This window comes from Streptomyces spororaveus (assembly GCF_016755875.1).
GTDB classification, from domain to species: Bacteria; Actinomycetota; Actinomycetes; order Streptomycetales; family Streptomycetaceae; genus Streptomyces; species Streptomyces spororaveus.
In genome coordinates, this window is sequence record NZ_BNED01000005.1 from 5,887,458 (window position 1) to 5,914,145 (window position 26,688).

A 26,688-nucleotide genomic window follows, 5' to 3' on the forward strand; every position below is an offset into this window, starting at 1 on the left:
CTCAATCGCCGGCGGGGCTGGTGGTGTCCCCTGGGCGGTCGGGCCCGTGGGCGTGGCTTCGGGTGGGGTGGTGCCCCTCCGGGGGCTCTCCTCGGCTCGCGCCTGCGGCCGTGGTTCTGCCGTTCGGCCCGGGTTGCGCGCTCGTCCTGCGGGGAGCCCCCGGAGTGTCCCCACCCCACGGCCCCAGTGCCGGTCGGCCGGGGTGGGGGTGCGGGGACGGCGGGGGGTGTCCCCGCAGGACGAGCGCGCAACCACCCCGCACGGCCGGGACGTGCCCGCAGGCGCGAGCCGAGGAGACACCCGCCGGCGGCCCCGCACCCCCACCCCCGGACCCGACCCCGCCCACCCGGAGCCAAACCCAGCCCCGCCGGCGATTGAGGCGCGGCCACCGGGCCGCACCCGGAACGGGACCCGCACCCGGAACGGGAGACAATGGGCGGGTGATCGAGATCGTGGTGGTTGTGCTCGGCGCCGTGGGGGCCGGGTGGCTGCTGCGGCGCAAGCATCGTGCGCGGACGGCCGCCGGGCCCGTGCCCGGGATCCCCTGCATGGTCCGGATCCCGGCCGGGGAGGGGCGGTGGCGGGCCGGGCGGGTGTACGCCGAGGAAGGCGTGGCCCGGTGGGTTCCGGAGCGCGGGGAGGCCGTCGTGCTGCCCGGCGGGCGGGCCACCGGGGTGCGGGTGCCCTCCGTGAAGGAGGGGATCTCCATCAACCCCGGCTCGCGGATCGTCACCTGTGCCTACGACGGCGGTGGGAGCATCGAGATCGCCGTCATGCCGCTGGATGTGCGGGAGCTGCTGGAGGCCGTACCGCAGGCGGAGGACACGGCCTGAGCAGCCGCCCCCTTTGGCCGCACGGTCCGGGCGAGCGGCCTCAGCTGTTGAGGTCCGCCAGGACGCGCAGGGTGTGGGGGTCCGGGGCGGTCAGGAGGAGGTCGGTCACCGGGCCCTTGCGCCAGAGGTCCAGGCGTTCGGCGATCCGTTCCCGCGGGCCGACGAGCGAGATCTCGTCGGCGAACTCGTCCGGTACGGCCAGCACCGCCTCCTCCTTGCGGCCCGCGAGGAACAGCTCCTGGATGCGGCGGGCCTCCTCCTCGTAGCCCATGCGGGCCATCAGGTCGGCGTGGAAGTTGCGGGCCGCGTGGCCCATGCCGCCGATGTAGAAGCCGAGCATCGCCTTGACCGGGAGCAGCCCCTCCGCGACGTCGTCGCAGACCTTGGCGCGGGCCATCGGGGCGATCATGAAGCCCTCGGGGAGGTCGGTGAGGGAGGCCTGGTAGACGTCGGTGCGGGTCGGGGACCAGTACAGGGGGAGCCAGCCGTCGGCGATCCGGGTGGTCTGGGCGATGTTCTTCGGGCCCTCCGCGCCCAGGAGGAGGGGGAGGTCCGCGCGGAGGGGGTGGGTGATCGGCTTGAGGGGTTTGCCGATGCCGGTGCCGTCCTCGCCGCGGTACGGGTGGCTGTGGAAGCGGCCGTCGAGCTCCACCGGGGCCTCGCGGCGCAGCACCTGCCGGACGACGTCCACGTACTCGCGCGTGGCGGTGAGCGGGCTGGAGGGGAAGGGGCGCCCGTACCAGCCTTCGACGACCTGCGGCCCGGACAGGCCGAGGCCGAGCATCATCCGGCCGCCGGAGAGGTGGTCCAGGGTCAGGGCGTGCATGGCGGTCGCGGTCGGGGTGCGGGCGGCCATCTGCGCGATGGCCGTGCCGAGGCGGATCCGCGAGGTGTGCGCGGCGATCCAGGTCAGCGGGGTGAAGGCGTCCGAGCCCCAGGCCTCGGCGGTCCATACGGAGTGGTAGCCGAGGTTCTCGGCCTCGGTGGCGAGGTCGAGGTGGGCGGGGGCGGGGCCGCGGCCCCAGTAGCCGAGGGCGAGTCCGAGGCGCATGTACGGTCCCTCCAGAATCTGACGAGGCGTCAGGTGACTGTAGGGCAACGGCCCCCCGCCCGGAAGGGCGGGGGGCCGTCGGCCGGGATCCGGGTGGCGGTCAGCCGCGCTGGATGCCGGAGGTGTCGTTCAGGACGCCGCGGCGGCCGTCCTGGGTCTGGGCGATCAGAGTGGCCGCGCCACGCTGCTCGACAGCCAGGTACCAGGTGCCCGGGGCGAGTTCGGCGATCGGGGACGGCGAGCCGTCCTCCGCGTACAGGGGGCGGGCGACCGGCACCGCGAACCAGAACGGGCTGAAGTCCGCCGCCGGGGCCGGGGTCGGGGTCTGCTGGGAGTCCTGCGGACCGGGACCCGGGGTCGGGTTGGGCGTGCCGCCGTACGGCGGGACCGGCTGCGGCGTGGCCCCGTACGGGGTCTGCTGCCCGCCCGGGTAGCCGTACCCGGCACCCGGCTGGGGCTGGCCCGGCTGGCCCCCGTACGGCGGGACCGCGGCGGGCCGCGGTTCCGGAACGAGCTGGCCGGCGAGGGCCGGGACCTTCGCCCCGGCCACGGCCACGCCGGCCAGGGCCAGCGTGGCGATGAGGGCGAGGAAGGAGCCCGCGCCCAGGTCGAAAATCTCCGGGCACGCGATGAGCGCCCACACCGACGACCAGGCGGCGGAGACGGCGAGCACGGTGCCCCACGCCGTCAGCGGCAGGCCGGCCAGCTTGCGCTCGGGCTGGAAGCGGGCCGCGATCAGCAGACCGGCGGCGATGAAGCCGAGCAGGAAGATGCTGGGGAGCGTCAGGTGGTTGGAGCTGAGGTCCCACGGGCTCGGCCGGTCGACGCCGGTGGCGGAGTAGAAGTCGAGGAACGAGGCGATGAACAGCAGCGCCGCTGCTCCGATCACCACGCCGTCGCCTCGAGTGAGGGAGCGGATGTTCACGTCTCAGGTGTCCTTCTCGGTCTCGGTCGTCGTCTCGTGGTGCCACGGTCGCAGAACGTGTCTGCAGCAGGGCGGGCTGCACCATGGTACGGAGGTTTCCGACGGCCGAGATGATCGGGTCGGCGGGTGGTCCCGCCGGACTCCCGAGGGGGTCTACCCGCCGAGGAAGCCGACGATGCCGTCCGCGATGCCCTGGGCCGCCTTCTGCCGCCACTCCGGACTCGTCAGCTGCGCCGCGTCCTTGGCGTCACGCATGTTGCCGCATTCGATGAACACCTTGGGCTGAGTTGACAGGTTCAGTCCGCCGAGATCGTCCCGGACGACCAAACCCGTGCCGCTGCCGAGGTAGTTGGCGGGGTCGGATCCGGTGGTGCGGGCGAAGTTCCCGGCGATCCGCTCGCCGAGCTGCCGGGACGGTTCGACGATTTTCGCGGTGTCGGCGGCACCGCCCTTGACCTTGGCCGGGAGGATGATGTGGAAGCCGCGGTTGCCCGCCGAGACCCCGTCGGCGTGCACGGACACGACGGCGTCGGCCTTCGCTTCGTTGCCGATGCGGGCGCGCTCGGTGATGCAGGGCCCCCACGGGCGGTCGGCCTGGTGGGTGAGGACGACCTTGGCGCCCTGGGCCTCCAGGGCGGTCCGCAGGCGCAGGGAGACGTCGAGGGTGAAGTCCGCCTCCTTGTAGCCGGCGTTGGTGGTGGTGCCGGTGGTGTCGCACTCCTTGTGGCCCGTGCCGATGTCGACCTGCTGGTCGATCTCGTCGGTGTGCTCGAAGTTTCCGGCGTTGTGGCCGGGGTCGACGACCACGGTCCGGCCGGCGAGCGCGCCCTTGGCGGGTGCGGGTGCGGGTGCGGGCGCGGCCGCGGGGGTGCTCGTACCGGCACCGGGGCTCGCGGTCGCGTCCTCATCGGTGGCGGCGCCCGGCTTCGCGTCCCGCTGGCCCGGCGACAGGGCCGAGTGCGAGGCGGACAGCGGCGCCGAGCGGGGCTGCCCGTCGGACCCCGACCCGGCGAAGGCCTGGGTCAGGACCCAGCCCGCCAGAGCGGCCGGGGCGAGCGCGGCAACCCCGACGACGAGCGTGGAGCGTCGGGTGAACCAGGGCCGGTCCGGGCCGATGGGGGAGCCGGACTCGGGGGGCGGGGGGCTGTTGTCGTTGCGCACGCCGCGATGCTAGACCCGGCTCCGGGGGCTCGGCCGGACCGTAGGCCATCCGAAGGCGTGGTGTGATTGTCTGCCCGGCGTTCATCAGCTCGGATGACCGGCCTGGTGAGCGTGCCCCCGGTTCTCAGATGCCGGCGCCCGTGCGCCGCAGCACACGCAGCGAGTCGGTGACGGAGATCTCCTCGAAGGCTCCCGAGGCCAGCGCCCGCAGGTAGATCCGGTACGGGGCCTGGCCGCCGTCGGCCGGGTCCGGGAAGACGTCGTGGATGACGAGCGTGCCGCCCTCCGCGACGTGCGGGGCCCACCCCTCGTAGTCGCCGCTCGCGTGCTCGTCCGTGTGGCCGCCGTCGATGAAGACGAAGCCGAGCTTGCCGCCCCAGGCAGCCGCGACCTGCGGGGACCGGCCGACGATCGCGATCACGTGCTCCTCCAGCCCCGCCTTGTGGAGGGTCCGGCGGAAGGTCGGCAGGGTGTCCATCAGCCCGACCTCCGGGTCCACGACCGTCGGGTCGTGGTACTCCCAGCCCGGCTGCTGCTCCTCGCTGCCCCGGTGGTGGTCGACGGTGATCGCCGCCACGCCGGCCTCGCGGGCGGCGTCGGCGAGCAGGATGGTGGAGCGGCCGCAGTACGTACCGACCTCCAGCAGCGGCAGCCCGAGCGCCCCGGCCGCGGCGGCCGCCTCGTACAGGGCGAGGCCCTCGCGTACGGGCATGAACCCCTTGGCGGCCTCGAAGGCGGCGAGGGTCTCCGGCTTGGGGGTGGCCATGGTTCCTCCGGCGGTGATCGTGTGTGGCGGCCCATGGTGCCTTACCCGCTGGTAGGACGCTACGGCCGGGGGTGCGCTCGTACGCCGCCGCGCGGTCAGCGGCCGAACAGCCGGGACAGGCCGCCCGCCCCGCCCGTCCCCTCGGCCCGCCGCTGCTCCCGTACGGCACGCCGGAAGTCCGCCCGGGTGTCGGAGACCTCCTGGGCCAGGTCCTGCTTGCCGGGGATGAAGGGGATCCGGCGCAGCAGCGGGTTCAGGTGCGCCAGGGCGGCCGCCGGATCGCCCGCCTCGCCGATGGTGCGGAGCACTCGGTGGGCCACCTCCGGATCGCCGCGCTCGGCGAGCTCGGCGAGGTTCGGGAAGAGCCGCCAGTACAGGAGCGCGGCGCCGGCGGTGTCACCGACCAGCCAGGCGTCGTGGGCCAGCCTGCGCCGCACGTCCAGCAGGACCGGACTGTCGGCGGTCAGGGCCCATTCCAGGTCGGGCAGCAGTGGCCCCAGCCAGGCGCGCTCGCTCAGCGCGCGCTCCCGGCTGCGCGCGTCCCACTGGCCGTCGCGGGCGTGGGCGCCCCGGTGCATGGCCGACGCGAGGTGGTAGCGGGCGGTCAGCGTGACCAGGTCGTGCGTGCCGAACGCCCGTGTCGCCTGCTCGACGATCTCGCGCAGCTCCTGCTCGTGCCGGCGGCCGTCCCCGGGCCCGAAGGCCGCCGCCTCGCCGACCCAGGCGGCGCGCCCGGTGACCGTGTCCGGGTGCTCCAGGCCCAGGACCCGCACCATGCGCGGCAGCAGGCGCTCCAGATCGATCGTCCTGGACGGCCCGGCGACCCGCATCGCGCGGTGGTAGGCGGCCCGCACCGTCAGGGCGTCCTGCGCGCCGAGCTCCTCGGTCAGGTCGTCGGTCAGCATGCGCAGCCGTTGCACGACGTCGGCCGGTTCGTCCTCCAGCAGCTGTGTCAGCCGGCGCTCCAGCATCGCGCGGACCGGATCGGCGGCCGCGGTGTGCACGGTGGGCGCGTAGGAGGGTGGGGGCGGGAAGGACCCCGCCGGTACGGGTGCCGGTACGGGCGCAGGTACGGGCGCGGGGGCCTCGCTCCGGGCGATCTCCGCCAGCCGCCGGGACACCTCGGCCGCGTCCGCGGGGCGGTCCGCCGGGTCCTTCGCGAGCAGCTCCAGTACGAGGGAGTCCAGCGCGGCCGGCAGCCCCGCCCGCAGCGAACTCGGCGCGGGCGGCGCGGTCGTGAGGTGCTGGGCGAGCAGCTCGTGCATCTCGCGCGCGGCGAAGGGGCGGGTGCCGGTCAGCAGTTCCGTCAGCACGCAGCCCAGGGCGTACAGGTCGGCCCGCCCGTCGACGGGCACGCCGTTCGCCCCGCCGGTCCACCGCTCGGGGGCCATGTACGGGAAGGAGCCGATGATCATGCCGGTGGCCGTCAGCCCTGTCGTGGTGACGGCTCCGGCGGCGCTCCCGGCCTTGGCGATGCCGAAGTCGAGCACCTTCGTCAGCCCGCCGTCGGTGACCATCACATTGGCCGGCTTGACGTCCCGGTGGACGATCCCGGCGGCGTGGGCCGCCCCCAGCGCGTCCGCGATGCGTCCGGCCCACTCCAGGGCGTCCGCGAGCGGCGGTACGCCGGCTTCCAGTACGTCGGCCAGGCTGCGGCCCCGGAGCAGCTCCATGACGAGGTAGACGGCGTCGCGCCCCTCGCGTTCCGTGCGCCCGAAGTCGTGGATGGTGGCGATGTTGGGGTGCGCGAGGTTCCCGGCGAGGCTGGCCTCCCGCTCGAAGCGGCGGGTGTCCTCCGGCGTCTGCGGATATCCGATCTTCACGGCGACCTGGCGGCCCACTCGGCTGTCCTCGGCCCGCCACACCTCGCCGAAGCCGCCCCGGCCGAGCAACTCGGCCAGCGCGTACCGGTCTTCGATCACTTCCCGCACCTGCCAGGCCCCCGTCACCCCAAGATCAATTCGGCAGAGCATTATCGCCGCATACGCGCGGAACGGCTGACGACCGCTTCTGACCGACCGCGACCGAGTGCGTGATTCCCGCCATCGGGCGCATCCGGCTGATTACGCTCGGCGACAGGGCGGAACGAACGCCGAACGCACAGCGTGAACTTGGGGGTGACCACCTCATGGTCAAGATCCGCGAGCTCGATCCCAGCGCCTCGCCGCTGGACTTCTACGGGTACGAACTGCGGCGCCTGAGGGAGCAGGCGGGCCTGAAGCAGGCGCAGTTGGGCGAGATCATCTTCTGTACGGGCTCCCTGGTCGGCCAGATCGAGACGACGAAGCGCGTCCCGACCCGGGATTTCTCGGAGCGGGTGGACGCGGCCCTCAATACCGGCGGGGTGTTCTCGCGTCTGGTGGGACTGGTGCTGCGGAGCGTGCTGCCGACGTGGTTCCAGGCGTATGCGGAGATGGAGGCGCGAGCGTCGTACATCTCCACCTTCCAGGCGCAGTTGGTCTACGGGCTGCTGCAGACGCCCGCCTACGCGCGGGCCGTGCTCGGCGTGCGGACCGAAGGCGACCTCGACGCGAAGGTGGCCGCGCGGATGGACCGGCAGCGGATCCTCGACCGCGAAGACCCGCCACTGATGTGGGTGGTGATGAGCGAGGCCGTGCTGCATCAGGAGATCGGTGGCCGCGAGGTCATGCGGAACCAGCTCGCCCACTTGCTGGAGCAGCAGAGGAGGGAGTGGGTGAAGGTGCAGATCCTGCCGTTCGAGGCGGGCGCCCACGTGGGGCTGGACGGGACATTCAACCTTCTGCGGTTCGAGGACGACCCTGACGTCGTCTACACCGAGGACTTCGTGCAGGGCCATATGACGGCCAATCCGCAAGCTCTCAGGGAGGGTTCGCTCCGATACGATCATTTGCAGGCAGCCGCCCTGTCCCTGGAGGACTCGGCCGTACGGATCGCCCGCGTAATGGAGGAGCGTTATGGACACCATCCGGAACCTGACGGGCGCGCAGTGGCGTAAGTCTTCGTACAGCGGGACCACTGGCGGCGACTGCATCGAGTGCGCGCCGCTCGGTGACACCGGCTGGCTCAAGGCCTCGTACAGCGGGGACACAGGTGGCGAGTGCGTCGAGGTCGCCGCTCAGCCGTGCCGCGTCGCCGTACGGGACTCCAAGAACCCCGAGGGTCCCGTCTTCACCGTCCACCCGGCGGCGTTCGAGGCCTTCGTGAAATCCCTCTCGGTATGATCCGCTCCCTGACGACGGGGAGGGAGTCGGGGGAATGGAGCGCGTAGGACCGGCCGGTCCGACGCACGTGGGGCCGTTCAAGGTGGCCGGCGTGCTCGGGCAGGGTGGCATGGGGCGGGTACTGCTGTGCGCGGGGCCTGACGGGCGGCTCGTCGCCGTCAAGCAGGTGCTCGCGCACTTCGCCGACGACGAGGGCTTCCGGGCCCGTTTCCGGCGCGAGGTTGCGGCCTCGCGCAAGGTCTCCGGCGCCTATACGGCAGCCGTCATGGACGCCGACCCGGACGCGCCGACACCGTGGCTGGCCTCGGTGTTCGTGTCCGGGCCCTCGCTCGGGGACGTGGTCAAGGCGGACGGCGTGCTGGAGGAAGCCGTCGTCCACCGGCTGGCGGCGGGGCTCGCGTCGGCGCTCGCGGAGATCCACCGGGCGGGGCTGATTCACCGGGACCTCAAGCCCGACAACGTGCTCCTCACCGAGGACGGCGTACGCGTCATCGACCTCGGCATCGCGCGGGTGACCGAGGACGAGGTCGAGGGCGACAGCGGGCTGACGCGCACCGGCTGGGTGATCGGTTCGCCCTCCTTCATGTCGCCCGAGCAGGCCGAGAGCAAGCCGCTGACCCCGGCGAGCGATGTGTTCTCGCTCGGATCGATGCTGGTCATGGCGTTCACCGGCAGCAGCCCCTTCGCCGGGGCCTCGACCCTCCGGACGCTCTACGACGTGGTGCACGCCGCCCCCGACCTGAGCGCGGTGCCCGACGGGCTGCGCGGGATCGTGGAGCGCTGCCTGGCCAAGGACCCGGCAGCCAGGCCCACCCCGGCGCAGCTGCTCGAACTCCTCGGGCCGGTCGCTCCGACAGGCCTGCAGTGGCCGCCCGCCGTGTACCGGATGCTGGCCGAACAACGGGCGGACATCGACCGGCTGCTGTCCGGGGGGACGGCGGACGTGGCGGTGCCGCAGGAACCGCTCCCGGAGCCGGAGCCGCAGCCGGAGTTCGCTCCCGAGCCCGAGTCCGCGCACGAACCCGATGAGTCGGTGGAGCGTGCGGCGGAGGTCGCTGAGTCCGCCCCGCACCCCGTTCCTCCCCGGCCGATGAGCCCGCCGACCGAGCCGTCGCCCACGTCGCCGCGCAGGCGGTCGCGGACCGTGGCGCTGGTGGCCGCCGGAGTGCTGGTCGTGACGGGTGCCGGTGTGGGGGCGTACACCACCCTGGACCGGAAGACGGAAAGCGTCGGTCCCGGTCCCGCCGTCTACACCGACGCGCCGGCCTGTCCGGAGGCGTCCCGGAACATCCCGCTGACCGGGCGGGATCCCCAGGAGGACTTCCACATCGCGAAGGACTTCGAGGCGAAGACGATGTGCTCCTGGTACGACACCTCCGACAAGTGGATCGCGATGGTCCGGTGGGAGGTCAAGCAGGGTGGTGGCGATGCCGCCAACGCGAAGCTCCAGCAGGCCGAGTTCGCCACGGACGCGGCAGCCGGGAAGCGGGTGAACAGCCTCGGGTTCGGCGACGGGGCGTACTGGAGGACCGTCGACACCGAGTGGACGTGTGAGCTCGCCGTCCGCCACGGCAATCTGATCGTCCGGGTCGGCCTCGCCCAAACCGGTGGCTGCGAGCAGAAGGCCAAGGAGGTCGCCAAGGCCGCGCTGGCGGCCGCGCCCGTCAAGAAGTCCCGCTGAGGACCTCTACGGCTTCTCCTGCTGCCGTCGCACCATCTCGCCGATCCAGGCGGGCGCGAACGGGGACGTGCAGTTCGGGGGAGTCGGGTAGTCCTTGAGGACTTCCAGGCGCTCGCCGATGCCGATCGCACGGGCGCGGTGCTCGGGGTGCTCGATGCCGATCTGGGCCAGGCAGTGGTTCATCGCCCACTGCAGACGCTCCGGGGCGTCCTTCATCTGCGCCTCGATGGCATCGAGCAGCCCCGGGAGGTCGAGGCCGTCGGGCTTCTTCGCGACCCGTTCGGTGGTCAGCGCCCAGCCGGCACTCGCGATCACCGGATCGGGGTCCGCGAACCAGGCGAGGCGCAGCTCTTCGGAGTGCGGGCTCTTCTTCACCACGTAGTTCACGAGCCAGTCCTGCACCTTGGGGGTGCGGGCCTCGCGCAGCATGGTGTCCAGCTCGGCGCGCTCGAAGGCCCTGGGGCGGCAGATCAGCAGCGCCAGGAGCCGGGCCGCGGTGTCACCGGTCCGCCAGAGCTCGCGTGCGAGGTCCTGCTGCGTCTTCAGCCGCTTGGCGACCGCGCGCAGCTTGGTGAGGTTCACTCCGTGATCGTCACCGTGCCGCTCGTTCACCGCGCGCGTCTTCGGATCCTCCAGTGCGGCCAGCTCGGCCATGACCTGCTCCACCGTCGTCCCGGTCGCCTCGGTCATCGCGGCCTCCTGCCCGTCATGGATGAGTTCCGGCCACCCTACGGTCTGCACCTGGGCCCTCAGCGGGCCCTCCGGCCTCAGCGGAACTCGTGGACGACCTGGATCTCGCCGACGATGTGGGCGTTGAAGTCGTCCAGCTCGTCGGCCGGAACCCAGAGCTCGAGGATCGTCCGGCCGCCCGCCTGCTGGACGGGGTACCGGGTCAGGAACTGCGACGCGACCTCGAAGCGGGTGACGAAGCCGACGCCGCTGTGCTTCACGTTCCAGTCCCGCGCGATCCTGATCGCGTAGTCCTCGTTGAGGACCGGGTAGAAGATCGGCTGCTCGGGGAGCCGCGGCGGCCACGCACGCCAGTTCAGCTGACGCACCAGATCCAGCTCCTCGGGGCCGGTGGGGCGCCACAGGGTCGTCGTTGCCGTCCGGCTGGTCATGTGCGTCGCTCTCTGTACGTCGCCCGCCGGTTCGGCGGGTCGGGAGACCGGACGATACCGGCACCCCGAACACGGCAGCCAGGCAGTTTCCGCACCCGGCCGGCCCCTCACCGGCAGCCCCTGGAAGGATCTTGGAACGCGTAACGGCCCTTACCCTGGGGACGTGATCATCAGGGGGACAGGCAGACGGTGGCTCGTTGCCGCACTGACGGCTTCTGCGGTACTCACGTCGGGGTGTGCGGCCCCGGCCGAGCCCGACGAGCTGCCCGGCGTGTACCGCAACGAGGAGACCGGCGGCGAGATCCAGCTCAAGTCCGACGGAACGTTCTCCGCCACTGACATCTCGGCGGACGAAGCCACCGGGGGTGGAGACACCGCTCCCCTCGACTTCAGCGGCCGATGGGAGTTCGTCGACACCGGCACGTCGATCGACGCGGGCCGGGCCTTCGTCTACCTGACGGCCAAGGACGGCGAGCTCGGTAAGGCCGGCGACATCCAGCTCTATGTGAACGGCCGTGAAGGGCTTCTCTCCAGAGGCCCGCTCACGGTGGACTTCCAGCCCGATCCGGACGGGGCGCCGTCCCTGGTGCTCACCAAGGCGGCCGCCCCGTAGCTCCCGCGCCGGCGACGGACCGGGCGCGGGCCGGGCCCTGAGAGGTCATCTCATTTGGTGAGTCTTCGGTAGCAGATGAGGGTGCAGGCGATGCTGGCGAAGGCGAGGAAGTGGTCGGCTTTGCGTTCGTAGCGGCGGTGGAGGCGGCGGCAGCCGGCGAGCCAGGCCATGGTGCGTTCGATGGTCCAGCGGCGGCGGCCCAGTCGCTGTGAGGACTCGATACGTGCCCCTGTCGACAGGATTCGGACCTGTCAGACCCCCTTTTCAGGGCCCGCATGTTCACCGAGTCGATCGCGCAGCGGGACCAGTCCAGCTCACCGCGGGCGCCGAGCTCGTCGAGGACCAGGCGGTGGAGCTTGGCCCACACCCGGGGTGGGTGGGGCAATCCCGGTGGCGAGGGTTCGGTCGCCGGGGGCGGTTCCTCTATTCCGTGCCGGGGAGCCAGCCGCGCTGGACCGCGCGGACGCCGAACTCGAACCGGCTCGCGGCGCTCAGCTGTTCCATCAGGCCGTTGGCCAGCCGTCGGGCCGTGCGGGGCGAGACCGCGAGCCGCTTGGCGATCGCCTCGTCGGTCAGTCCCTGCGCCAGCAGCCGGATCACTGTGGTCTCCTGCGGGCTGAGCCCGCCCTCCTGCCGCTCTTCCGGGGATGCGCCCAGGGGCTGTGCGGTCGACCAGACGTTCTCGAAGAGCGCGCACAGCGCCGTCAGGGTGCCCTGGCCGGTGAGGACCACCGCGCCCGCCGAGCTGTCGTCGCTGCTGACCGGGATGACGGCGGTGGTCCGGTCGAAGATCATCAGCCGGGTCGGCAGGTCGGGAGCGGTCCGCACCTCTCCGCCGAGCTTGCCCAGCCACGTCGTGTAGGCCACGGTGGTCTGGCTGTTGCGCACGCTGTCCTGGAACAGGGACCGCATCCGTACCCCGCGGTCCAGCAGGGCCAGGTCGCTCGCCTTCGAGGCTTCCAGGGTCTCCGGCCGGTGGCCCCCGCCGGGCGCGAAGGTCATCAGATCGGTCTGGACCCCGTGCGCCAGGCCGCTGATCCGGGTTCGGATTTCGTCCAGGCCCACCAGTTGCTCCACGCCGGGGCTGGAGACGGTCGGGCTCAGATCGGCGAACTCCGCGATCAGCTGGGCGGCGGCCGCGCGCGATGCCTCGATGCGCAGTTGCTGAGCCGCGAGATCCGCCTGCTGGCGGGCCATCAGGATCTCCATGCCGACCTCGGGCGGGACGGCGTGGAGCTCTCCCTCCCGTTCGTAGGACGGGCGGATCAGGGCCAGCTCACTGAGCAGGTCCAGACTGCTCCGGATCTCCGCCTCGGATGTGCCGAGGTGGTCGGCAAGAGCGTGCACTCCGTCGCGCGGGCGCGCGAGCATGGTGCGGTAGACGGCCTCTGCGGTCGCGTCGAGGCCAAGTGCTGCCAGCACAGCGGTTCCCCCCCCTGTGTACACCTCGTCAGTCAAGGCATGGAGATCATCCCACGTGGTGTTCGGCGGGGGGCAAGGAGTCCGTCCGTGGCCGATTCCGGTCAAGGACCCAACCGTCCAGCTTCGTGCTATTCGCCCGATGTGAAGTGTTCGGGAGAGTGGCGTGCATGTATCTCATCCACGCCACCCTCCGCGCTCCTGCAGCGGGCGTTCAACTCCCGCCGCACACGCGCGAACTCGTCCGTGCGCTCGCCGATGCCGATGCCGAGGGCGGCAGCGTTGGCGGCTGTGGTCCAGTGGAGCACGTTTCCACGCATCCGCACGTGCTGCCGGATCCGATCCTCGGCGTATATCTGATCGCGGACAGCCTGCACACGGCGGAACGGCGTACGGAGGCGCTCTGCCGTCGCGCCCTCGACGAGGTGCCGGCTCTGCGGGGCTGGACCGTCGGGCGGGTCGGCGCACCTCTGGTCACGTCGTACTACGAGCAGCTCCTGCTGGCCTCTTCCGGACCGGCTGGACGAATTCGTCCAGGTCCGCTTTCGTCCAGCTGAAATCCCTTCCACCCACCCTGAGCTGCGACGAAAGTAGTGATCGCCGGAAGGGAACACCCCAGAAGGCAACACCGGACGAAACGTCACCGCGGGACGCGAGACCGGAACAGCCACGCATCGCAGCTCTCGCAAAGGACCACTCCCATGCTTCGCACCCACCTCGCCAAGGCCGCCGCGGTCGCTGCCCTCGCCGCCGTCATCACCCCGGCCCTTGCCGCCCACGGAGCCGACGGCGCCGCCGCCACCCGGGTCACCGCCACCACTGCGTGGCAGACCGCCCCGGTCGGCAAGAACACCACCGCCTGGGAGTAGCCGGTCCCGCCGCCGGGGGAGTAGCCCGTACCGCTGCCCATGAGCAGCGCGTACCGCCGCCCCGTCGCGGCCCCCGAACTTCACCGCCCCACCGCTTCACCGCGCGCCGTGTCCGCCGGCCTGACAGCTGCTCCTGCAGGGCAGCCGTCCACCCGCCCCGGCGCACCCCCGATCTTCGGCCTTCCGCGCCCGCATCGTCCCGAAAGGACGGCCCTGCCGTGCTCACGCCCCACCGCCGCATCCTGCTGCTCGCCGCCGTCCCCGTGATCGCCGCGGCGACCCTGGCCACCGCGGAGTTCACCAGCGCGTTCGCCGCCGACGAGCAGCCGGCCGCCCCCCGGGCCGCCGCTTCGGCCGTGCCCTCCCCGGCCGCAGGTTCGCCGACCGCGACCACGAAGCCCGCCGAGGGGGCCGGCACTCCGGCCGCCACCGTGGCGCCGTCCCCCGCAGGACCGGCGCCCTCGGCCACGGCCCGGCCGAAGACGGCCAGGCCGGCGGCGACCGGCAAGGCGCCCGCCCCGCTCACCGTCCAGGAACTGCCCAACCAGGCGAAGGCGGGGTGGAAGCCGATCGGCTCGCCGAAGAGCCGTGATGTCGCCCCCAGCAGCAGCCTCAACGAATGTGCCGCTGTCGAAGGCGCGACCGGATGGCAGCAGCAGGGCTGGGCGAGCGCCGCGAAGACCCCTGCCATCCAGGACACCTTCACCTTCGCCACCCCGACCGATGCCGACCGCGCCCGCCAGGTGCTGAACACCCAGCTCGACGGCTGCCAGACCGCCCTGCGTGACGCGCAGACCAAGCAGGGCCGCACCCCCGACGCCACGTCCTCCCGTACCGCCACCAGCCCGGCAGCCGGTGCCTGGCAGTACCAGTGGACCGCCGTGCCGGGCATGTCGGCTCCGGGTGCGCAGACCCACCACGTCTATCTGGCCGCAGCCGGCAATGTGCTCACCGTCCTCCAGTACAGCGACCTGACCTCGGCCGGACAGGGCAACTCCGCCACCCCTGCCTCCGACGCCGACCTCCTGACCACGCTCGCCGGAAGCCTCGCCCTCACTCGCTGAGCCCCGTAGCTCCGTCCAGCGCTTCGACTTCCAGGCCTCAACCATTCAAGGAAACATCACCATGCCTCGTACCAAGAGCACTCTGGCTTCCCTCGCGTCCCTGACCGTGCTCGCCGCCGCCGGTGCCGCCGTAACGCTCGCCGCTCCGGCCCAGGCCGCCTCCTCCGTGGGTGGCACTATCACCCGCGGCGAGGTGATAGCCCGCGCCCAGAGCTGGGTCGACCAGGGTGTGCCGTACAACCAGGGCGCCTACCACTCGGACTCCAACGGCTCGTACCGGGAGGACTGCTCCGGATACGTGTCCATGGCCTGGCACCTGAACTCCAGCCTGGTCACCCAGACCCTGCCCAACGTGTCCACCAAGATCAGCTTCTCGCAGCTCAAGGCGGGTGACGCGATGGACTACACCGCCGCACACACCTTCCTGTTCGCGGGCTGGACCAACCAGGCCACGGGCGCCTTCACCTACTACGCCGAGAGCAACACCAACAACCCGACGCACGGCCCGACTGCGGCGAACATCAACAGCTCGTCCCTGGAGGGCTGGCCGACCAGCTACTACGACGCGCTGCGCTACGACAACATCGTCGACGACCCGGCTCCGGTGACGCATATGGCGCGGACGGTGGGTGGTGACTTCAACGGTGACGGGAAGCAGGACATCGCCGGTATCGATGCGAACTACAACCTGAAGCTGTACACGGGTGACGGTGCGGGCAACGTCGGCGGCGGTACCAACATGTTGGGCAGCAACGGTCTGTGGAAGGGCTTCAAGACCATCGCGGCCGGTGACTTCAATGGTGACGGCAAGCAGGACATCGCGGGCATTGACGCGAACGACAACCTGAAGCTGTACACGGGTGACGGTGCGGGCAACGTCGGCGGCGGTACCAACATGTTGGGCAGCAACGGTCTGTGGAAGGGCTTCAAGACCATCGCGGCCGGTGACTTCAATGGTGACGGCAAGCAGGACATCGCGGGCATTGACGCGAACGACAACCTGAAGCTGTACACGGGTGACGGTGCGGGCAACGTCGGCGGCGGTACCAACATGTTGGGCAGCAACGGTCTGTGGAAGGGCTTCAAGACCATCGCGGCCGGTGACTTCAATGGTGACGGCAAGCAGGACATCGCCGGTATCGACGCGAACGACAACCTGAAGCTGTACACGGGTGACGGTGCGGGCAACGTCGGCGGCGGTACCAACATGTTGGGCAGCAACGGTCTGTGGAAGGGCTTCCGTTCCCTCCTGGCCGGTGACTTCAACTCCGATGGCAAGCAGGACATCGCGGGCATCGACGCCAACAACAACATGAAGCTCTACGCCGGCAACGGCGCGGGCACGGTCAGCGGCGGCAGCAACATGCTCGGCAGCAACGGCCTCTGGTCCGGCTTCTAAACCCCAGCCCCTCCCAGCGTCTCCGCAGTGGGGTCCGGACCTCATCGAGGTCCGGACCTCGGCCGGGCCATGCCCTCCCCCCCGTCGAGTAAGTTCCTCTCAGAAGCGAGAAGTTGATGTCCAGCAAGCGCACCCTGTCGGCCGCCCTCGTCGTCCTGATCTCCGGCTCCGCCCTCTGCCTGAACGTCGCCACCGCCGGCGCCGCCTCCGTGAGCACGTGGGACAAGGTCGCCGCGTGCGAGAGCGGCGGGAACTGGAGCATCAACACCGGGAACGGCTACTACGGAGGTCTCCAGTTCTCCCCGTCGACCTGGACGGGATTCGGAGGCGCAACCTACGCCGCCCGCGCCGACCAGGCCACCAAGCAGCAGCAGATCCTCATAGGCGAGAAGGTCCTCGCGGCCCAGGGCCAGGGGGCTTGGCCCAGCTGCGGACCGGCGGCCGGCCTGGGCAGCGACCACGCCGATCCCTACCCGGCCGACCCGGCTCCCGCTCCGGTCATGGCGCGGACCACGGCCGGTGACTTCAATGGTGACGGGAAGCAGGACATCGCGGGTATCGATGCGAACTACAACCTGAAGCTGTACACGGGTGACGGTGCGGGTCATGTCGGTGGCGGTACCAACATGTTGGGCAGCAACGGTCTGTGGAAGGGCTTCAAGACCATCGCGGCCGGTGACTTCAATGGTGACGGGAAGCAGGACATCGCGGGCATCGACGCGAACTACAACCTGAAGCTGTACACGGGTGACGGTGCGGGCAACGTCGGCGGCGGTACCAACATGTTGGGCAGCACCGGCCTGTGGAAGGGCTTCGAGACCATCACGGCCGCTGACTTCAACCGTGACGGGAAGCAGGACATCGCGGGTATCGATGCGAACTACAACCTGAAGCTGTACACGGGTGACGGTGCGGGCAACGTCGGCGGCGGTACCAACATGTTGGGCAGCAACGGTCTGTGGAAGGGCTTCAAGGCGATCGCGGCCGCCGACTTCACCTTCGACAACACGGTGGACATCGCCGGTATCGACGCGAACTCCAACCTGAAGCACTACGAGGGTGACTCCAAGGGCCAGCTCGCCGGCGGCCAGGACATGCTGGGCAGCACAGGCCTGTGGAAGGGCTTCCGGTCCCTGATGGCAGCGGACTTCGACGGTGACGGCCACGCGGACATCGCGGGCATCGACGCCAACAACAACATGAAGCTGTATCTGGGTGACCACGGGGGCCGGGTCAGCGGCGGTACCGACATGCTCGGCAGCAACGGCCTCTGGGCCGGCTTCTAGAACCCGGCCCCGTCCGTCCTTCGCTCGCCCCTTCCCCACCCCTAAGCAAGGTATCTGTCATGCAGAAGATCTCCAGTCGTAGGGCACTGGTGGCCCAAGGCGCGCTGGCGCTGTCTCTCGCGGTCACCGCCACGCTCGCCTCCGACGGCTTCGTCACAGCGGCGGCAGCGCAGCCGGCTGTACGTTCGGCGGCCCTGCAGACCGATGTGGCGGGCAGCGGAGTCCAGCTCACCGAGGCCCCCCGCGACCACCAGCTCTTCCCCCGCGACCTTGCCACGAACAACGCCGCCGTCACCATTGCCGGCAGCGTCACGCAGGCCGGCGCCACCTCGATGCGCCTGGACATCGCGCGGGACGGGGCGTCGCTGTCGAGCAGCAGCGTCCCGGTGAGCGGTGCCGGATCGACGTTCACCTTCGCGCCCCGGATCCCGGCGAGTCTGAACAGCTATTCCTTCAGCCTCTACTCCGTCTCCGGTTCCACCGCCACGCTGCAGAGCACGTGGAACGACATCGTGGCGGGCGATGTGTTCATCGTGAGCGGCCAGTCCAATGCCGCCGCCCGCCAGCACTTCCCGTCCAATCCCGGAAACCCGTCTGACACCTCCAACTCCAGCAGCGCGGACCGGTCGCCCTGGGTGCGTACCTTCGGATCGTCCACGTCCGACCCCGCGTCCGCCACGCAGGACGACACCTGGCAGGTCGCGGAGGGCGACTCCTACCAGGTCTCGGGGGCGATCGGCCAGTACGGGCTCCGCCTGGGCCGCCAGGAAGTGAACACGTACGGCATCCCCATCGCCATCCTGCAGGGCGGTCACGAGGGTCGCCCGGTCTCCTTCTTCCAGCGCAACGACGCGAACCCCGCGGACGCCGGCACCAATTACGGACGCCTGCTGGGCCGTGCCCGGCGGGCGGGGGTGCAGAGCCAGGTCCGTGGCATCTTCTGGTACCAGGGAGAGTCCGACAACAACAACGTCGCGAGCCAGACCTCCGGATTCAAGTCCCTCCTGGCCGACTGGAAGACCGACTTCACGGGCGTGGAGCACGTGTACGCCCACCAGATCCGCAACGGTTGTCTCGATGCCACCGGCGCGCCCCAGAACTCGTACGAGGAGCGCGAGGCGCAGCGGCAGTACGCAGCCCTCCCGGGCGTCACGGTCCTGTCGACCACCGGCATCAGCGGGCAGGGTCCCGACAATTGCCACTACTACTACGTCGGCGGCTACCGCGATCTCGCCGACCGCGACTTCCTCTCCATGGCCCGGGACTACTACGGCGGCAGCGCCGCGGCGAGTACCGCTCCCGACGCCCAAAAGGCATGGTTCTCCAAGGCCGACCACACCGAGATCACCATCGCCCTGCGCAACGGTGCCGACGCGCTCGTGGCCGGATGCGGCCCCGTCACCAACTTCGTCATCAACGGCAGCCCGGTGTCCGTGGTCTCGATGGCCGTCAGGGCCGGGTACATCCACCTGCGTCTGACCGGGCCCGCTACCGGCGCCACAGGCGTCAGTTACGTCGGACACGACGGAGCCGGCCCCTGGATCACGAACAGCAACGGAATCGGCTTGCTGGCCTTCTACAACCTGCCCTTCTCCACGGACCAGGCCGGAGCCTTCCCGGCGCCGCTCGCCAACTGCCCTGCCCCCGTTCCGGCGCCGGTCATGGCGCGGACGGTGGGTGGTGACTTCAACGGTGACGGCAAGCAGGACATCGCGGGCATCGACGCCAACAGCAACCTGAAGCTGTACACGGGTGATGGTGCGGGCGCGGTCGGTGGCGGTAGCGACATGCTGGGCAGCACGGGTCTGTGGCGGGGCTTCAAGGCGATCACGGCCGCCGATTTCAACGGTGACGGCAAGCAGGACATCGCCGGTATCGATGCGAACTACAACCTGAAGCTGTACACGGGTGACGGTGCGGGTCACGTGGGCGGCGGCAGCGACATGCTCGGCAGCACCGGCCTCTGGAAGAACTTCACGGTGATCACGTCCGGGGACTTCAACGGTGACGGCAAGCAGGACATCGTGGGCATCGATGCGAACTACAACCTGAAGCTGTACACGGGTGATGGTGCGGGCGCGGTCGGTGGCGGTAGCGACATGCTGGGCAGCACGGGTCTGTGGAAGAACTTCAAGGCGATCACATCGGCAGACTTCAACGGTGACGGCAAGCAGGACATCGCCGGTATCGATGCGAACTACAACCTGAAGCTGTACACGGGTGACGGTGCGGGTCACGTGGGCGGCGGCAGCGACATGCTCGGCAGCACCGGCCTCTGGAAGGGCTTCCGGTCCCTGCTGGCCGCCGATTTCAACGGTGACGGCAAGCAGGACATCGCGGGGATCGACGCCAACAACAACATGAAGCTGTACGTGGGCACCGGCGGTGGTGCGGTCGGCGGCGGCACCGACATGCTCGGCAGCACCGGCCTCTGGGCCGGCTTCTGAGGAGATTGATCGAACCTCGCAGCGTTCCCCCGCACGACTCCGGGCCGTGCTGGGGAACGTCGTCGTCACCCGGCCGAGATCTGGGGCGAGAGCGCGGAGTTCAGCCCTTGCTGACGGCGAGGAGGATCTCCGGGATCCCTGCGGGCCACCCTGGGGCGCGGCGCAGGCCCGCCCAGGTGGCCAGCTTGCCCCAAGCCCCGCCCAGGGGGAGCAGGATCCAGGCGAGGGACCGCTGGTCCGTGCTGCTGAGGCAGACGGCCAGGACGATCACCGGGGCGCAGATCAGCGTCGAGGCGAACAGGCCGCCGAAGATGCCCGTCCACGCCAGGGCGCCCTGTCCCGGGGCGACGTTATGAGATGACCTCTTAGCGTCCGGTCGCCGCCTGCGCCGCGGCCATGGTCTTCTGTTTGGCGCGCAGCGGCTCCGCCAGGACGCTCGAATTCGACTCGATCAAGAACGTCTGGTATTCGCTTTCGGCGCCGGACCAGACACCGATCAGGTTCACCTTCTGCTTGCACAGCACGTCGGCGAGCGCCACTTCCTTCTCGTGGGCTCCGGGAGCCGGGGCGCTGAATTCCTTGTCGTTTATCGCGGCGAGGGGGTCGGGATAGGTGTGGCCGGATTCCTTCATGCAGGTCGACCACGCTTCGCTGGCTTTGACCACCGCGGGAGCCTTCTGGGACTTCAGGTAGCTTTCCATGTTGAGTTTCTGGGGAAGGGCGAGAGCCGTCTGCAGCTCGACTTCGTGGAGCTCCCGCTGCGCCTCTCCCGCGCACCCGCCTTCCGGTACGGGCAGGCCGTTGTACGTGGTTGTTTCACCCGTGACGAGCGGCATGACCGACGCCGGATAGTCTTCGGCCGGTTTGTCCGTGTCGGGCAGGTGATAGCCGTGTTCCTTCGCGAGCTCCGCGTCGGCCAGCCCGTAGCGCCGCTCGTTCGTTTCGATATCGGCGTTTCCCCGTGCTTTCGGGGTGTACGGGGCGCCCAGTCCGGCGAGGCACCGCTGCATGAGGGAATCGCGCCCGCGCGCGAGTGCGGCCGCGTCGATCGTGGTCAGCAGGTAATCGTCCAGAGGCAGCTTGAGGGTCTTGCTGTCGTCGAGCCGCTGCGCCGCCGTCGGGCGCGGGGCTTCGGCGGTACCGGTGCCACCGGCCGAGCACGCGGACAGGAGCGGGAGCAGGAACAGCGCCATGCCGGCACGCGCTCGGGAGGAAGGGGTGGTCACGTTCACTGGATTCCGGGTTCCTCTACGGGTGGCAAGAAAGGGTGTTCCGCGGCCGCGGTCCGCGGCCGCGGAACACCCTTCCCGGTCCGGGCGCGGTGCTCAGCAGATCATGTCCCGGAGGGAAGCGTTGTTGTTGTACGTGTTCACGAGGTTCCGGGACGAGTGCGCCGGGACGGTGTCGTACGGGCCGGCGTAGTTCGAGTTGTAGTAGACCCGGTAGCAGTAGTTCGAGGCGTTCTGGGTCGACGCGGCGTTGTTCTTCACCGGCTCGCCCTCACCAGTGGCCCACGTGGTGAATATTTCCCCGGCGAGATTGGGTACGTCGCCGTCCGTGAACCATCGGGCGCCGCCCTGGTTCGAGTTGTAGTAGAGACAGAAAAACCCGGTGTTGCATGCGTATGCACTGGCCGGGGTGGCCATTCCGAGCGTCACGGCGGCTGAGGCAACCAGGAGTGCCAGGGTCCGCTTCATGCGCATGGTTCATCCCCCTACGTAGTGGTCTTCCGCCGGCGCCACATCAGGCGCCACGAAGGGGAGTCGAATCCCTGATGCGGCACGCTCGGACCGAGGCCGGCCGTGTCCGTGCCGACTATAGTGAACGGCCCATCTGTACTCAATAGCCCTTATATAAGCCCGAGTTGAGGTGAAGTGAGCCGGTAGATCTCCCCTCTGCGGTGCACTTGGGCCGTATTCGAGGCCTTCCGTCCCGTGCGGAGGCCCGGGGGCCGCTCACCGCCCGACGTCTCGTTCAGATGTGCAACTCGGGCGGGAATCCGGTCCAGCGCAGTTCGGCCGGAAGGTGGCGCATGTCGTTGGAGACGAGGACGGAGGCGGGCCGGTCGGGTGCGTACCGGATGACGGTCAGGGCGGCATTGCCGTGGTTGAGTCCGAGCCAGCGCCATTTCGGCGCATGCATGGCGTCGCGGACGAGCCAGGCGACCAGGAAGTTGTGCGTGACCACCAGCTCGTGCCGGTCCTCCTCGCCCTCCACCGGCCCGGTGAACAGGTCCATCGCCCGACGGGCCAGCCCGGGTCCGTCCTCCCGTTCCTCGGCGGAGGCGCCGTCGAGGAAGCGGAGGTAGAAGTCGGCCGATTCCGGAGGGAGTTCGCTTCGTTCCGGCACGTAGGGGACGTAGTCGCCGGCGGCTTCCGAGAGGTGTACGGGGACGCCCGTCAGCTGGTCGCCGATCAGGCGCGCCGTCTGCCGGGCCCGGGGCAGCGGGCCGTGGTGGACGGCCGCGAGGGGGACGTCCTGGAGGCGTCGGCCGAGTAGTTCGGCCTGGCGGCGGCCGGCCTCGGTGAGCGCGCTCTCGTCGGGTGATGCCTCGCCGTGCCGGACGAGGTAGAGGTATCGGGTGGCCGTGGCGGTCATTCCGGACTCCTTCGCGGTGCAATCGATCTTGTCTGCCGGTGGACGCCGGCCCTTCCGGCGCCGGTTCCCGCCCCTGACTCACCCTTCATCTGACCTTCCGTCAGACTGGAACGTGTTCTAGTCTGCCGCGCATGGGCATCGGAATCACGCAGGAGCAGCGGGAGTTGGCCGAGGCGGTGCGCGGCTGGGTCGCGCGGGCCGTACCTCCCGAGGAGGTCCGCAAGCTGCTCGACACCCCGCCGCAGACCGGGGCGCGGCCCGCCTACTGGGACGCGCTGACCGCGCAGGGGCTGCTCGACCCGCACCTGGACGGCGGCACCCTGCTCGACCTGGCCGTCGTCGTCGAGGAGACCGCCCGGGCCGCGCTGCCCGGGGCGTACCTGCCGAGCGCGCTGGCATCCGTACTGCTGGAGCGGGCCGGCGCCGAGCCGCTCGCCGGCCGGGTCGGGGCCGTCGCGCTCGGGCCGGGGACCCTGACCGCCGTCGCCGTCGAGGGCGGCGGGTACCTGCTCGACGGACTCGCCCCGCCCGTCCTCGGAGCGGGGGAGGCCGACCTCGTGCTGCTCGCCGCCGAGGCCGCGCACGGCACCCGCTGGTTCGCCGTCGACGCCGCCGCGCTCGACATCCGTACGCACGAGAGCGCCGACCCCACCCGCCCCACCGCCCAGGTGCGGGCGCGCGGGGTCGCCACCGCCCCGGACCGGCTGCTGGACCTGGACGCGGCCCTGGTGCGCGACCTGGCCTGCACGCTCTTCGCCGCCGACGCCTGCGGCACCGCGGCCTGGGCCCTGCACACGGCCACCGCGTACGCGAAGGTCCGCGAGCAGTTCGGCCGGCCCATCGGGCAGTTCCAGGGCGTCAAGCACCTGTGCGCCGACATGCTGGTCCGGCTCGAACAGGCCCGGGCGCTCGCCTGGGACGCCGCGCAGGCCATGGACGAGCCCGCCGACGTGCGCTCGCTGGTGGCCGCCCTCGCCGCCGGAACCGCCCTGGACGCCGCCTACTCGTGCGCCAAGGACTGCATCCAGCTCCTCGGCGGGATCGGCTTCACCTGGGAGCACGACGCCCACATCTACCTGCGGCGGGCGCTGGTCGCCCGCCAGCTGCTGGGACCCGGTGACGGACACCGCGTACGGGCCGTGCGGTGCGCGGCCGGCGGTGCGCGGCGCGCACTGCACCTGGAACTGCCCGCGGAGGCCGAGACGTACCGCGCGAAGGCCCGTACCGCCATCGCGGACGCGCGCGGACTCGACCCGGCCACCGCCCGCCGGATCCTGGCCCCCACCGGCTACGCGGCTCCCCACCTGCCGCCCCCGTACGGGCTCGGCGCGGGCCCCGTCGAGCAGCTCGTCGTCCAGCAGGAGCTGGGCGCGGCCGGGGTGAAGGTCGCCGACCTCGGGATCGCCACCTGGGTGGTGCCCTCGCTGCTCGCGTACGGGACACCGGCCCAGCGGGAGGCGTACCTCCTGCCGACCCTGCGCGGCGACCTCACCTGGTGCCAGCTCTTCTCGGAGCCGGGCGCCGGCTCCGACCTGGCCTCGCTGCGGACCAGGGCGCAGCGGCGGGAGGACGGCTCCTGGAGGGTCAACGGCCAGAAGGTGTGGACGAGTTCCGCGCACAGCGCCGATTTCGGGATCCTGCTGGCCCGTACCGACCCGGCCGCGCCCAAGCACAAGGGGCTCGGCTACTTCGTCGTCGACATGAAGAACACCCCCGGCATCGACATCCGGCCGCTGAAGGAGATCACCGGCGAGGCCCTCTTCAACGAGGTGTACTTCGACGACGTGGAGCTCCCGGCGGACGCGCTGGTCGGCGCGGCGGACGGCGGCTGGCAGGTGGCCCGCAACACCCTCGGCAACGAGCGCGTCCACATGGCCGACCAGATGACCTTCGACACCGGCCTGGAGGCGCTCCTCGCGCGCGCCGCCGACCTCGACGGAACGTACCGGGCGCGGATCGGCGCCCTCGCCGCCGAGGCCCACGCCCTGGCCTGCATCGGGCTGCGCACCACCCTGTCGCAGGTGTCGGGGCTGGAGCCGGGCGCGGGCGCCTCCGTACGCAAACTCGTCCAGACCCCGCACCAGCAGCGGACCGCCGAGCTCGCGCTCGAACTGCTGGGGCCGGCGGGCGCGGTGCGGGAGGGGGCGGGGGAGCGGGCGGTGCACGGGATGCTCATGTCCCGCTGCCTGACCATCGCCGGGGGCACCACACAGGTCCAGCTCAACGTCGTTGCCGAGCGGATCCTCGGCCTACCCAGGGACTAGGGGGTGTCTTGCCGGTCAGGGCGGGCTCGCGGTGGCCGGTGCCGCGCCTCGCGGCGTTGTCCTCGGTCGGCCTTGCGATCCTTCCCCTCGGCCCTGGCGGGCCTGGGGAGACCCCATGGCACCGGCCACCGCTCCCTGATCCACTCTGATCGACAGGACACCCCTTAGGAGTTGTCGGGCATGAAGTCGTACATCGTGGGCGTCGGCATGACGAAGTTCGAGAAGCCGGAGTCGCGGGACTGGCAGTACTGGGACATGGCGAAGGAGGCCGGATCGGCGGCGCTCGCCGACGCGGGCGTGGACTACGGGCTGGTCGAGCAGGTCCCGGTGGGCTACTGCTTCCAGGCCTCCACCGCCGGCCAGCGGGCGGCGTACGAACTGGGGCTCTCCGGGGTGCCGGTCTACAACGTCAACAACAACTGCGCGACGGGCTCGACGGCGCTGATGATGGCGCGGCAGTTCGTGGAGGGCGGCCTGAACGACTGCGTGCTGGCGCTCGGCTTCGAGAAGATGAAGCGCGGCGCGCTGGGCGGCGGCTCGGACGGCGGGGACTTCAAGACGTCGCCGGTGGCCCGGCACTACGGGATCATGGCCGCGGGCCACGGCTTCGAGATGTCCCCGCCCACGGCGCAGATCTTCGGCAACGCGGCGCGGGAACACATGGAGCGGTACGGGACCACGGCCGCGCAGCTCGCGACGGTCGGCGCGAAGAACCACCGGCACTCGGCGAACAACCCGAACGCGCAGTTCCAGGACGTGTACTCGGTCGAGGAGGTCCTGGCGGCGAAGGAGATCCACGCGCCGCTGACGAAGCTCCAGTGCTCGCCGACCTCGGACGGCGCGGCGGCGGCGCTCGTGGTGTCCGAGCGGTTCATGGTGCGGCACGGGCTGCACCACAAGGCGGTGGAGATCGTCGGCCAGGCGATGACGACGGACACCGAGGCCTCCTTCGCCTCGGGCTCCTGCATCGACGTGATCGGCAAGCCGATGACGGCGGCCGCGGCCCGGCAGGCGTACGAGGCCTCGGGACTCGGCATCGAGGACGTGGACGTGGTGGAGCTGCACGACTGCTTCTCGATCAACGAGCTGCTGACCTACGAGGCGCTGGGCATGTGCGCGGACGGCGCGGCCGGGAAGCTGGTGGAGTCGGGCGCGACCACCTACGGCGGGCGGTGGGTGGTGAACCCCTCCGGCGGCCTGATCTCGAAGGGACACCCGCTGGGGGCGACCGGCCTGGCACAGGCGGCGGAACTGGTGTGGCAACTGCGGGGAGAGGCGGGCGCCCGGCAGGTCGAGGGCGCCCGGGTGGGCCTGGCCCACAACATCGGCCTGGGCGGCGCGGCGGTGGTCACCCTCCTGCGGCGCTGATTCCGTCGGGGCCGCCTGCGCGGCCTCCCCGTCCAGCAGGGCGGGGACGCCGCGGTCCTGTTCGCTAGGCTCCGCTCCCGTGAGCGAGATACGTGAGACGTCCTTCAGTGCCACCGGCAGCGTGACCAGGGACGAGTACGACGAGGCCGCCAGGGCGGCGGGGTTCTTCCGGCGCGGACGGGTGGTGGCCGTCCTCGGTACGGTCCTGCTCGCTTCGGCGGGCGTGACGCTGTCCTCAGGCGGTCTCACCGTGCACCCCGTCCCCCTCGCGATCGCGGTGGCGTACGGCCTCGTCGCGCTGCTGGTCCTGCCGAGGTGGGCGGTGGCACAGGGCTTCCGCAGCGGCAGGGCCGCCGAGGAGAAGCGGGTCGTGGTGGACGGCACCGGCGTCGAGGTGTTCCGCGGCGGGGAGTCGCAGCGGATCGTGTGGGACGAGGTGCGCTTCTACCACGAGACGCCCCGGCTGCACGTGTTCGTGGGCCGCTCGCGCCGCCGGACGTGTCTCGTGGTGCTGCCCAAGCGGCTGTTCACCGCCCCGGGCGAGAGCGAGCTCCTCGCCGCCTTCGGGCAGGAGCGGGCGGGCGACGGCTCGTAGCGGCCCCGGCCCGCCCCGCGCCCGG

26 protein-coding genes and 1 pseudogene are annotated in these 26,688 nt (G+C 70.9%); 14 read left to right on the top strand and 13 right to left on the bottom strand.

The genetic code is table 11. The features are described 5' to 3' along the window. The first annotated feature begins 440 nt into the window (after positions 1 to 440). Positions 441 to 833: a hypothetical protein gene (locus Sspor_RS29030; RefSeq protein WP_202201738.1), complete on the top strand. Its 393-nt coding sequence runs from the start codon at positions 441 to 443 to the stop codon at positions 831 to 833. Between the two features lie 40 nt (positions 834 to 873). Here Sspor_RS29030 and Sspor_RS29035 read toward each other — a convergent pair whose 3' ends face one another. The 5 genes from Sspor_RS29035 to Sspor_RS29055 form a co-directional block, all read right to left on the bottom strand. Beyond that, positions 874 to 1,884, bottom strand: coding sequence for an LLM class F420-dependent oxidoreductase (locus Sspor_RS29035; RefSeq protein ID WP_202201739.1), 1,011 nt, complete (start codon positions 1,882 to 1,884; stop codon positions 874 to 876). Positions 1,885 to 1,984: 100 nt separating this feature from the next. Next, complete coding sequence (locus Sspor_RS29040; RefSeq protein WP_202201740.1) at positions 1,985 to 2,809, bottom strand: DUF5336 domain-containing protein; 825 nt, start codon at positions 2,807 to 2,809, stop codon at positions 1,985 to 1,987. A gap of 153 nt (positions 2,810 to 2,962) precedes the next feature. Further along, positions 2,963 to 3,970: an N-acetylmuramoyl-L-alanine amidase gene (locus Sspor_RS29045; protein ID WP_202201741.1), complete on the bottom strand. Its 1,008-nt coding sequence runs from the start codon at positions 3,968 to 3,970 to the stop codon at positions 2,963 to 2,965. A gap of 124 nt (positions 3,971 to 4,094) precedes the next feature. Next, on the bottom strand, positions 4,095 to 4,736 hold the full coding sequence (locus Sspor_RS29050) for a class I SAM-dependent methyltransferase (RefSeq protein ID WP_202201742.1): 642 nt from the start codon (positions 4,734 to 4,736) through the stop codon (positions 4,095 to 4,097). A 95-nt stretch (positions 4,737 to 4,831) separates the two neighbouring features. After that, positions 4,832 to 6,658, bottom strand: a complete 1,827-nt coding sequence (locus tag Sspor_RS29055) for a serine/threonine-protein kinase (protein ID WP_202201743.1) — start codon at positions 6,656 to 6,658, stop codon at positions 4,832 to 4,834. 206 nt (positions 6,659 to 6,864) lie between these two features. Here Sspor_RS29055 and Sspor_RS29060 point away from each other — a divergent pair, with 206 nt between their 5' ends. Genes Sspor_RS29060 through Sspor_RS29070 form a run of 3 tightly spaced genes read left to right on the top strand, consistent with a single transcriptional unit; the run spans position 6,865 to position 9,620 of the window. Then, positions 6,865 to 7,713, top strand: a complete 849-nt coding sequence (locus Sspor_RS29060) for a helix-turn-helix domain-containing protein (protein ID WP_202201744.1) — start codon at positions 6,865 to 6,867, stop codon at positions 7,711 to 7,713. Then, on the top strand, positions 7,673 to 7,939 hold the full coding sequence (locus tag Sspor_RS29065; RefSeq protein WP_202201745.1) for a DUF397 domain-containing protein: 267 nt from the start codon (positions 7,673 to 7,675) through the stop codon (positions 7,937 to 7,939). The genes Sspor_RS29060 and Sspor_RS29065 overlap by 41 nt, the downstream gene beginning before the upstream one ends. A gap of 34 nt (positions 7,940 to 7,973) precedes the next feature. Further along, the gene (locus tag Sspor_RS29070; RefSeq protein WP_202201746.1) at positions 7,974 to 9,620 is read left to right on the top strand and encodes a serine/threonine-protein kinase; all 1,647 of its coding nucleotides are present in this window, start codon (positions 7,974 to 7,976) and stop codon (positions 9,618 to 9,620) included. 6 nt (positions 9,621 to 9,626) lie between these two features. Here the strand turns inward: Sspor_RS29070 and Sspor_RS29075 are convergent, their stop codons facing one another. After that, positions 9,627 to 10,310 (bottom strand): DNA alkylation repair protein, encoded by a 684-nt coding sequence (locus Sspor_RS29075; RefSeq protein WP_202201747.1) that lies wholly within the window; start codon positions 10,308 to 10,310, stop codon positions 9,627 to 9,629. Between the two features lie 77 nt (positions 10,311 to 10,387). After that, entirely contained in the window at positions 10,388 to 10,741 is a 354-nt protein-coding gene (locus Sspor_RS29080; protein WP_202201748.1) for a hypothetical protein, read from the bottom strand. A gap of 163 nt (positions 10,742 to 10,904) precedes the next feature. On the opposite strand from Sspor_RS29080, the gene Sspor_RS29085 reads away from it, so the two are divergent. Next, entirely contained in the window at positions 10,905 to 11,354 is a 450-nt protein-coding gene (locus Sspor_RS29085; RefSeq protein ID WP_237404073.1) for a hypothetical protein, read from the top strand. 50 nt (positions 11,355 to 11,404) lie between these two features. On the opposite strand, the pseudogene Sspor_RS29090 reads toward Sspor_RS29085, so the two are convergent. Continuing rightward, a pseudogene (locus Sspor_RS29090) lies at positions 11,405 to 11,721 on the bottom strand (transposase); the annotation flags it as partial. Positions 11,722 to 11,777: 56 nt separating this feature from the next. Next, positions 11,778 to 12,776, bottom strand: a complete 999-nt coding sequence (locus Sspor_RS29095) for a helix-turn-helix transcriptional regulator (RefSeq protein ID WP_202201749.1) — start codon at positions 12,774 to 12,776, stop codon at positions 11,778 to 11,780. Positions 12,777 to 12,943: 167 nt separating this feature from the next. On the opposite strand from Sspor_RS29095, the gene Sspor_RS29100 reads away from it, so the two are divergent. The 6 genes from Sspor_RS29100 (at position 12,944) to Sspor_RS29125 (ending at position 19,838) form a co-directional block, all read left to right on the top strand. Beyond that, entirely contained in the window at positions 12,944 to 13,330 is a 387-nt protein-coding gene (locus Sspor_RS29100; protein ID WP_202201750.1) for a hypothetical protein, read from the top strand. Between the two features lie 144 nt (positions 13,331 to 13,474). Further along, positions 13,475 to 13,642 (top strand): hypothetical protein, encoded by a 168-nt coding sequence (locus Sspor_RS29105; RefSeq protein WP_202201751.1) that lies wholly within the window; start codon positions 13,475 to 13,477, stop codon positions 13,640 to 13,642. Between the two features lie 218 nt (positions 13,643 to 13,860). Beyond that, positions 13,861 to 14,706, top strand: coding sequence for a hypothetical protein (locus Sspor_RS29110; RefSeq protein ID WP_202201752.1), 846 nt, complete (start codon positions 13,861 to 13,863; stop codon positions 14,704 to 14,706). 61 nt (positions 14,707 to 14,767) lie between these two features. Beyond that, positions 14,768 to 16,105 (top strand): FG-GAP repeat domain-containing protein, encoded by a 1,338-nt coding sequence (locus Sspor_RS29115; RefSeq protein ID WP_202201753.1) that lies wholly within the window; start codon positions 14,768 to 14,770, stop codon positions 16,103 to 16,105. Positions 16,106 to 16,221: 116 nt separating this feature from the next. Then, the gene (locus Sspor_RS29120) at positions 16,222 to 17,391 is read left to right on the top strand and encodes a transglycosylase family protein (protein ID WP_202201754.1); all 1,170 of its coding nucleotides are present in this window, start codon (positions 16,222 to 16,224) and stop codon (positions 17,389 to 17,391) included. 59 nt (positions 17,392 to 17,450) lie between these two features. Next, positions 17,451 to 19,838: an FG-GAP-like repeat-containing protein gene (locus Sspor_RS29125; RefSeq protein ID WP_202201755.1), complete on the top strand. Its 2,388-nt coding sequence runs from the start codon at positions 17,451 to 17,453 to the stop codon at positions 19,836 to 19,838. A gap of 100 nt (positions 19,839 to 19,938) precedes the next feature. On the opposite strand, the gene Sspor_RS29130 is transcribed toward Sspor_RS29125, so the two are convergent. The 4 genes from Sspor_RS29130 to Sspor_RS29145 form a co-directional block, all read right to left on the bottom strand. Further along, on the bottom strand, positions 19,939 to 20,109 hold the full coding sequence (locus tag Sspor_RS29130; RefSeq protein ID WP_202201756.1) for a hypothetical protein: 171 nt from the start codon (positions 20,107 to 20,109) through the stop codon (positions 19,939 to 19,941). Between the two features lie 94 nt (positions 20,110 to 20,203). Beyond that, the gene (locus Sspor_RS29135; protein WP_202201757.1) at positions 20,204 to 21,070 is read right to left on the bottom strand and encodes a hypothetical protein; all 867 of its coding nucleotides are present in this window, start codon (positions 21,068 to 21,070) and stop codon (positions 20,204 to 20,206) included. A 93-nt stretch (positions 21,071 to 21,163) separates the two neighbouring features. Then, positions 21,164 to 21,541 carry a peptidase inhibitor family I36 protein gene (locus tag Sspor_RS29140; RefSeq protein WP_237404074.1) on the bottom strand — a complete coding sequence of 126 codons (378 nt, stop codon included), beginning with the start codon at positions 21,539 to 21,541 and terminating at the stop codon, positions 21,164 to 21,166. A 271-nt stretch (positions 21,542 to 21,812) separates the two neighbouring features. Further along, positions 21,813 to 22,436, bottom strand: a complete 624-nt coding sequence (locus Sspor_RS29145; protein ID WP_202201758.1) for a histidine phosphatase family protein — start codon at positions 22,434 to 22,436, stop codon at positions 21,813 to 21,815. Positions 22,437 to 22,567: 131 nt separating this feature from the next. Between Sspor_RS29145 and Sspor_RS29150 the strand changes: the two genes are divergently transcribed. The 3 genes from Sspor_RS29150 to Sspor_RS29160 all read left to right on the top strand — a co-directional run bounded on the left by Sspor_RS29150 (position 22,568) and on the right by Sspor_RS29160 (position 26,663). After that, positions 22,568 to 24,700, top strand: a complete 2,133-nt coding sequence (locus Sspor_RS29150) for an acyl-CoA dehydrogenase family protein (RefSeq protein ID WP_202201759.1) — start codon at positions 22,568 to 22,570, stop codon at positions 24,698 to 24,700. A gap of 180 nt (positions 24,701 to 24,880) precedes the next feature. After that, positions 24,881 to 26,068: a lipid-transfer protein gene (locus tag Sspor_RS29155; protein WP_202201760.1), complete on the top strand. Its 1,188-nt coding sequence runs from the start codon at positions 24,881 to 24,883 to the stop codon at positions 26,066 to 26,068. A gap of 79 nt (positions 26,069 to 26,147) precedes the next feature. Beyond that, on the top strand, positions 26,148 to 26,663 hold the full coding sequence (locus Sspor_RS29160; RefSeq protein ID WP_202201761.1) for a YcxB family protein: 516 nt from the start codon (positions 26,148 to 26,150) through the stop codon (positions 26,661 to 26,663). The last annotated feature ends 25 nt before the right edge of the window (positions 26,664 to 26,688 follow it).

Excerpts from the sequence above, each read along its gene's own strand:
- Sspor_RS29035 (WP_202201739.1), bottom strand. The coding sequence starts at position 1,884 with ATGCGCCTCGGACTCGCCCTCGGCTACTGGGGCCGCGGCCCCGCCCCC.
- Sspor_RS29050 (WP_202201742.1), bottom strand. The coding sequence starts at position 4,736 with ATGGCCACCCCCAAGCCGGAGACCCTCGCCGCCTTCGAGGCCGCCAAG.
- Sspor_RS29060 (WP_202201744.1), top strand. The coding sequence starts at position 6,865 with ATGGTCAAGATCCGCGAGCTCGATCCCAGCGCCTCGCCGCTGGACTTC.
- Sspor_RS29065 (WP_202201745.1), top strand. The coding sequence starts at position 7,673 with ATGGACACCATCCGGAACCTGACGGGCGCGCAGTGGCGTAAGTCTTCG.
- Sspor_RS29070 (WP_202201746.1), top strand. The coding sequence starts at position 7,974 with ATGGAGCGCGTAGGACCGGCCGGTCCGACGCACGTGGGGCCGTTCAAG.
- Sspor_RS29075 (WP_202201747.1), bottom strand. The coding sequence starts at position 10,310 with ATGACCGAGGCGACCGGGACGACGGTGGAGCAGGTCATGGCCGAGCTG.
- Sspor_RS29080 (WP_202201748.1), bottom strand. The coding sequence starts at position 10,741 with ATGACCAGCCGGACGGCAACGACGACCCTGTGGCGCCCCACCGGCCCC.
- Sspor_RS29100 (WP_202201750.1), top strand. The coding sequence starts at position 12,944 with ATGTATCTCATCCACGCCACCCTCCGCGCTCCTGCAGCGGGCGTTCAA.
- Sspor_RS29105 (WP_202201751.1), top strand. The coding sequence starts at position 13,475 with ATGCTTCGCACCCACCTCGCCAAGGCCGCCGCGGTCGCTGCCCTCGCC.
- Sspor_RS29115 (WP_202201753.1), top strand. The coding sequence starts at position 14,768 with ATGCCTCGTACCAAGAGCACTCTGGCTTCCCTCGCGTCCCTGACCGTG.
- Sspor_RS29120 (WP_202201754.1), top strand. The coding sequence starts at position 16,222 with ATGTCCAGCAAGCGCACCCTGTCGGCCGCCCTCGTCGTCCTGATCTCC.
- Sspor_RS29125 (WP_202201755.1), top strand. The coding sequence starts at position 17,451 with ATGCAGAAGATCTCCAGTCGTAGGGCACTGGTGGCCCAAGGCGCGCTG.
- Sspor_RS29140 (WP_237404074.1), bottom strand. The coding sequence starts at position 21,541 with ATGCGCATGAAGCGGACCCTGGCACTCCTGGTTGCCTCAGCCGCCGTG.
- Sspor_RS29145 (WP_202201758.1), bottom strand. The coding sequence starts at position 22,436 with ATGACCGCCACGGCCACCCGATACCTCTACCTCGTCCGGCACGGCGAG.
- Sspor_RS29150 (WP_202201759.1), top strand. The coding sequence starts at position 22,568 with ATGGGCATCGGAATCACGCAGGAGCAGCGGGAGTTGGCCGAGGCGGTG.
- Sspor_RS29155 (WP_202201760.1), top strand. The coding sequence starts at position 24,881 with ATGAAGTCGTACATCGTGGGCGTCGGCATGACGAAGTTCGAGAAGCCG.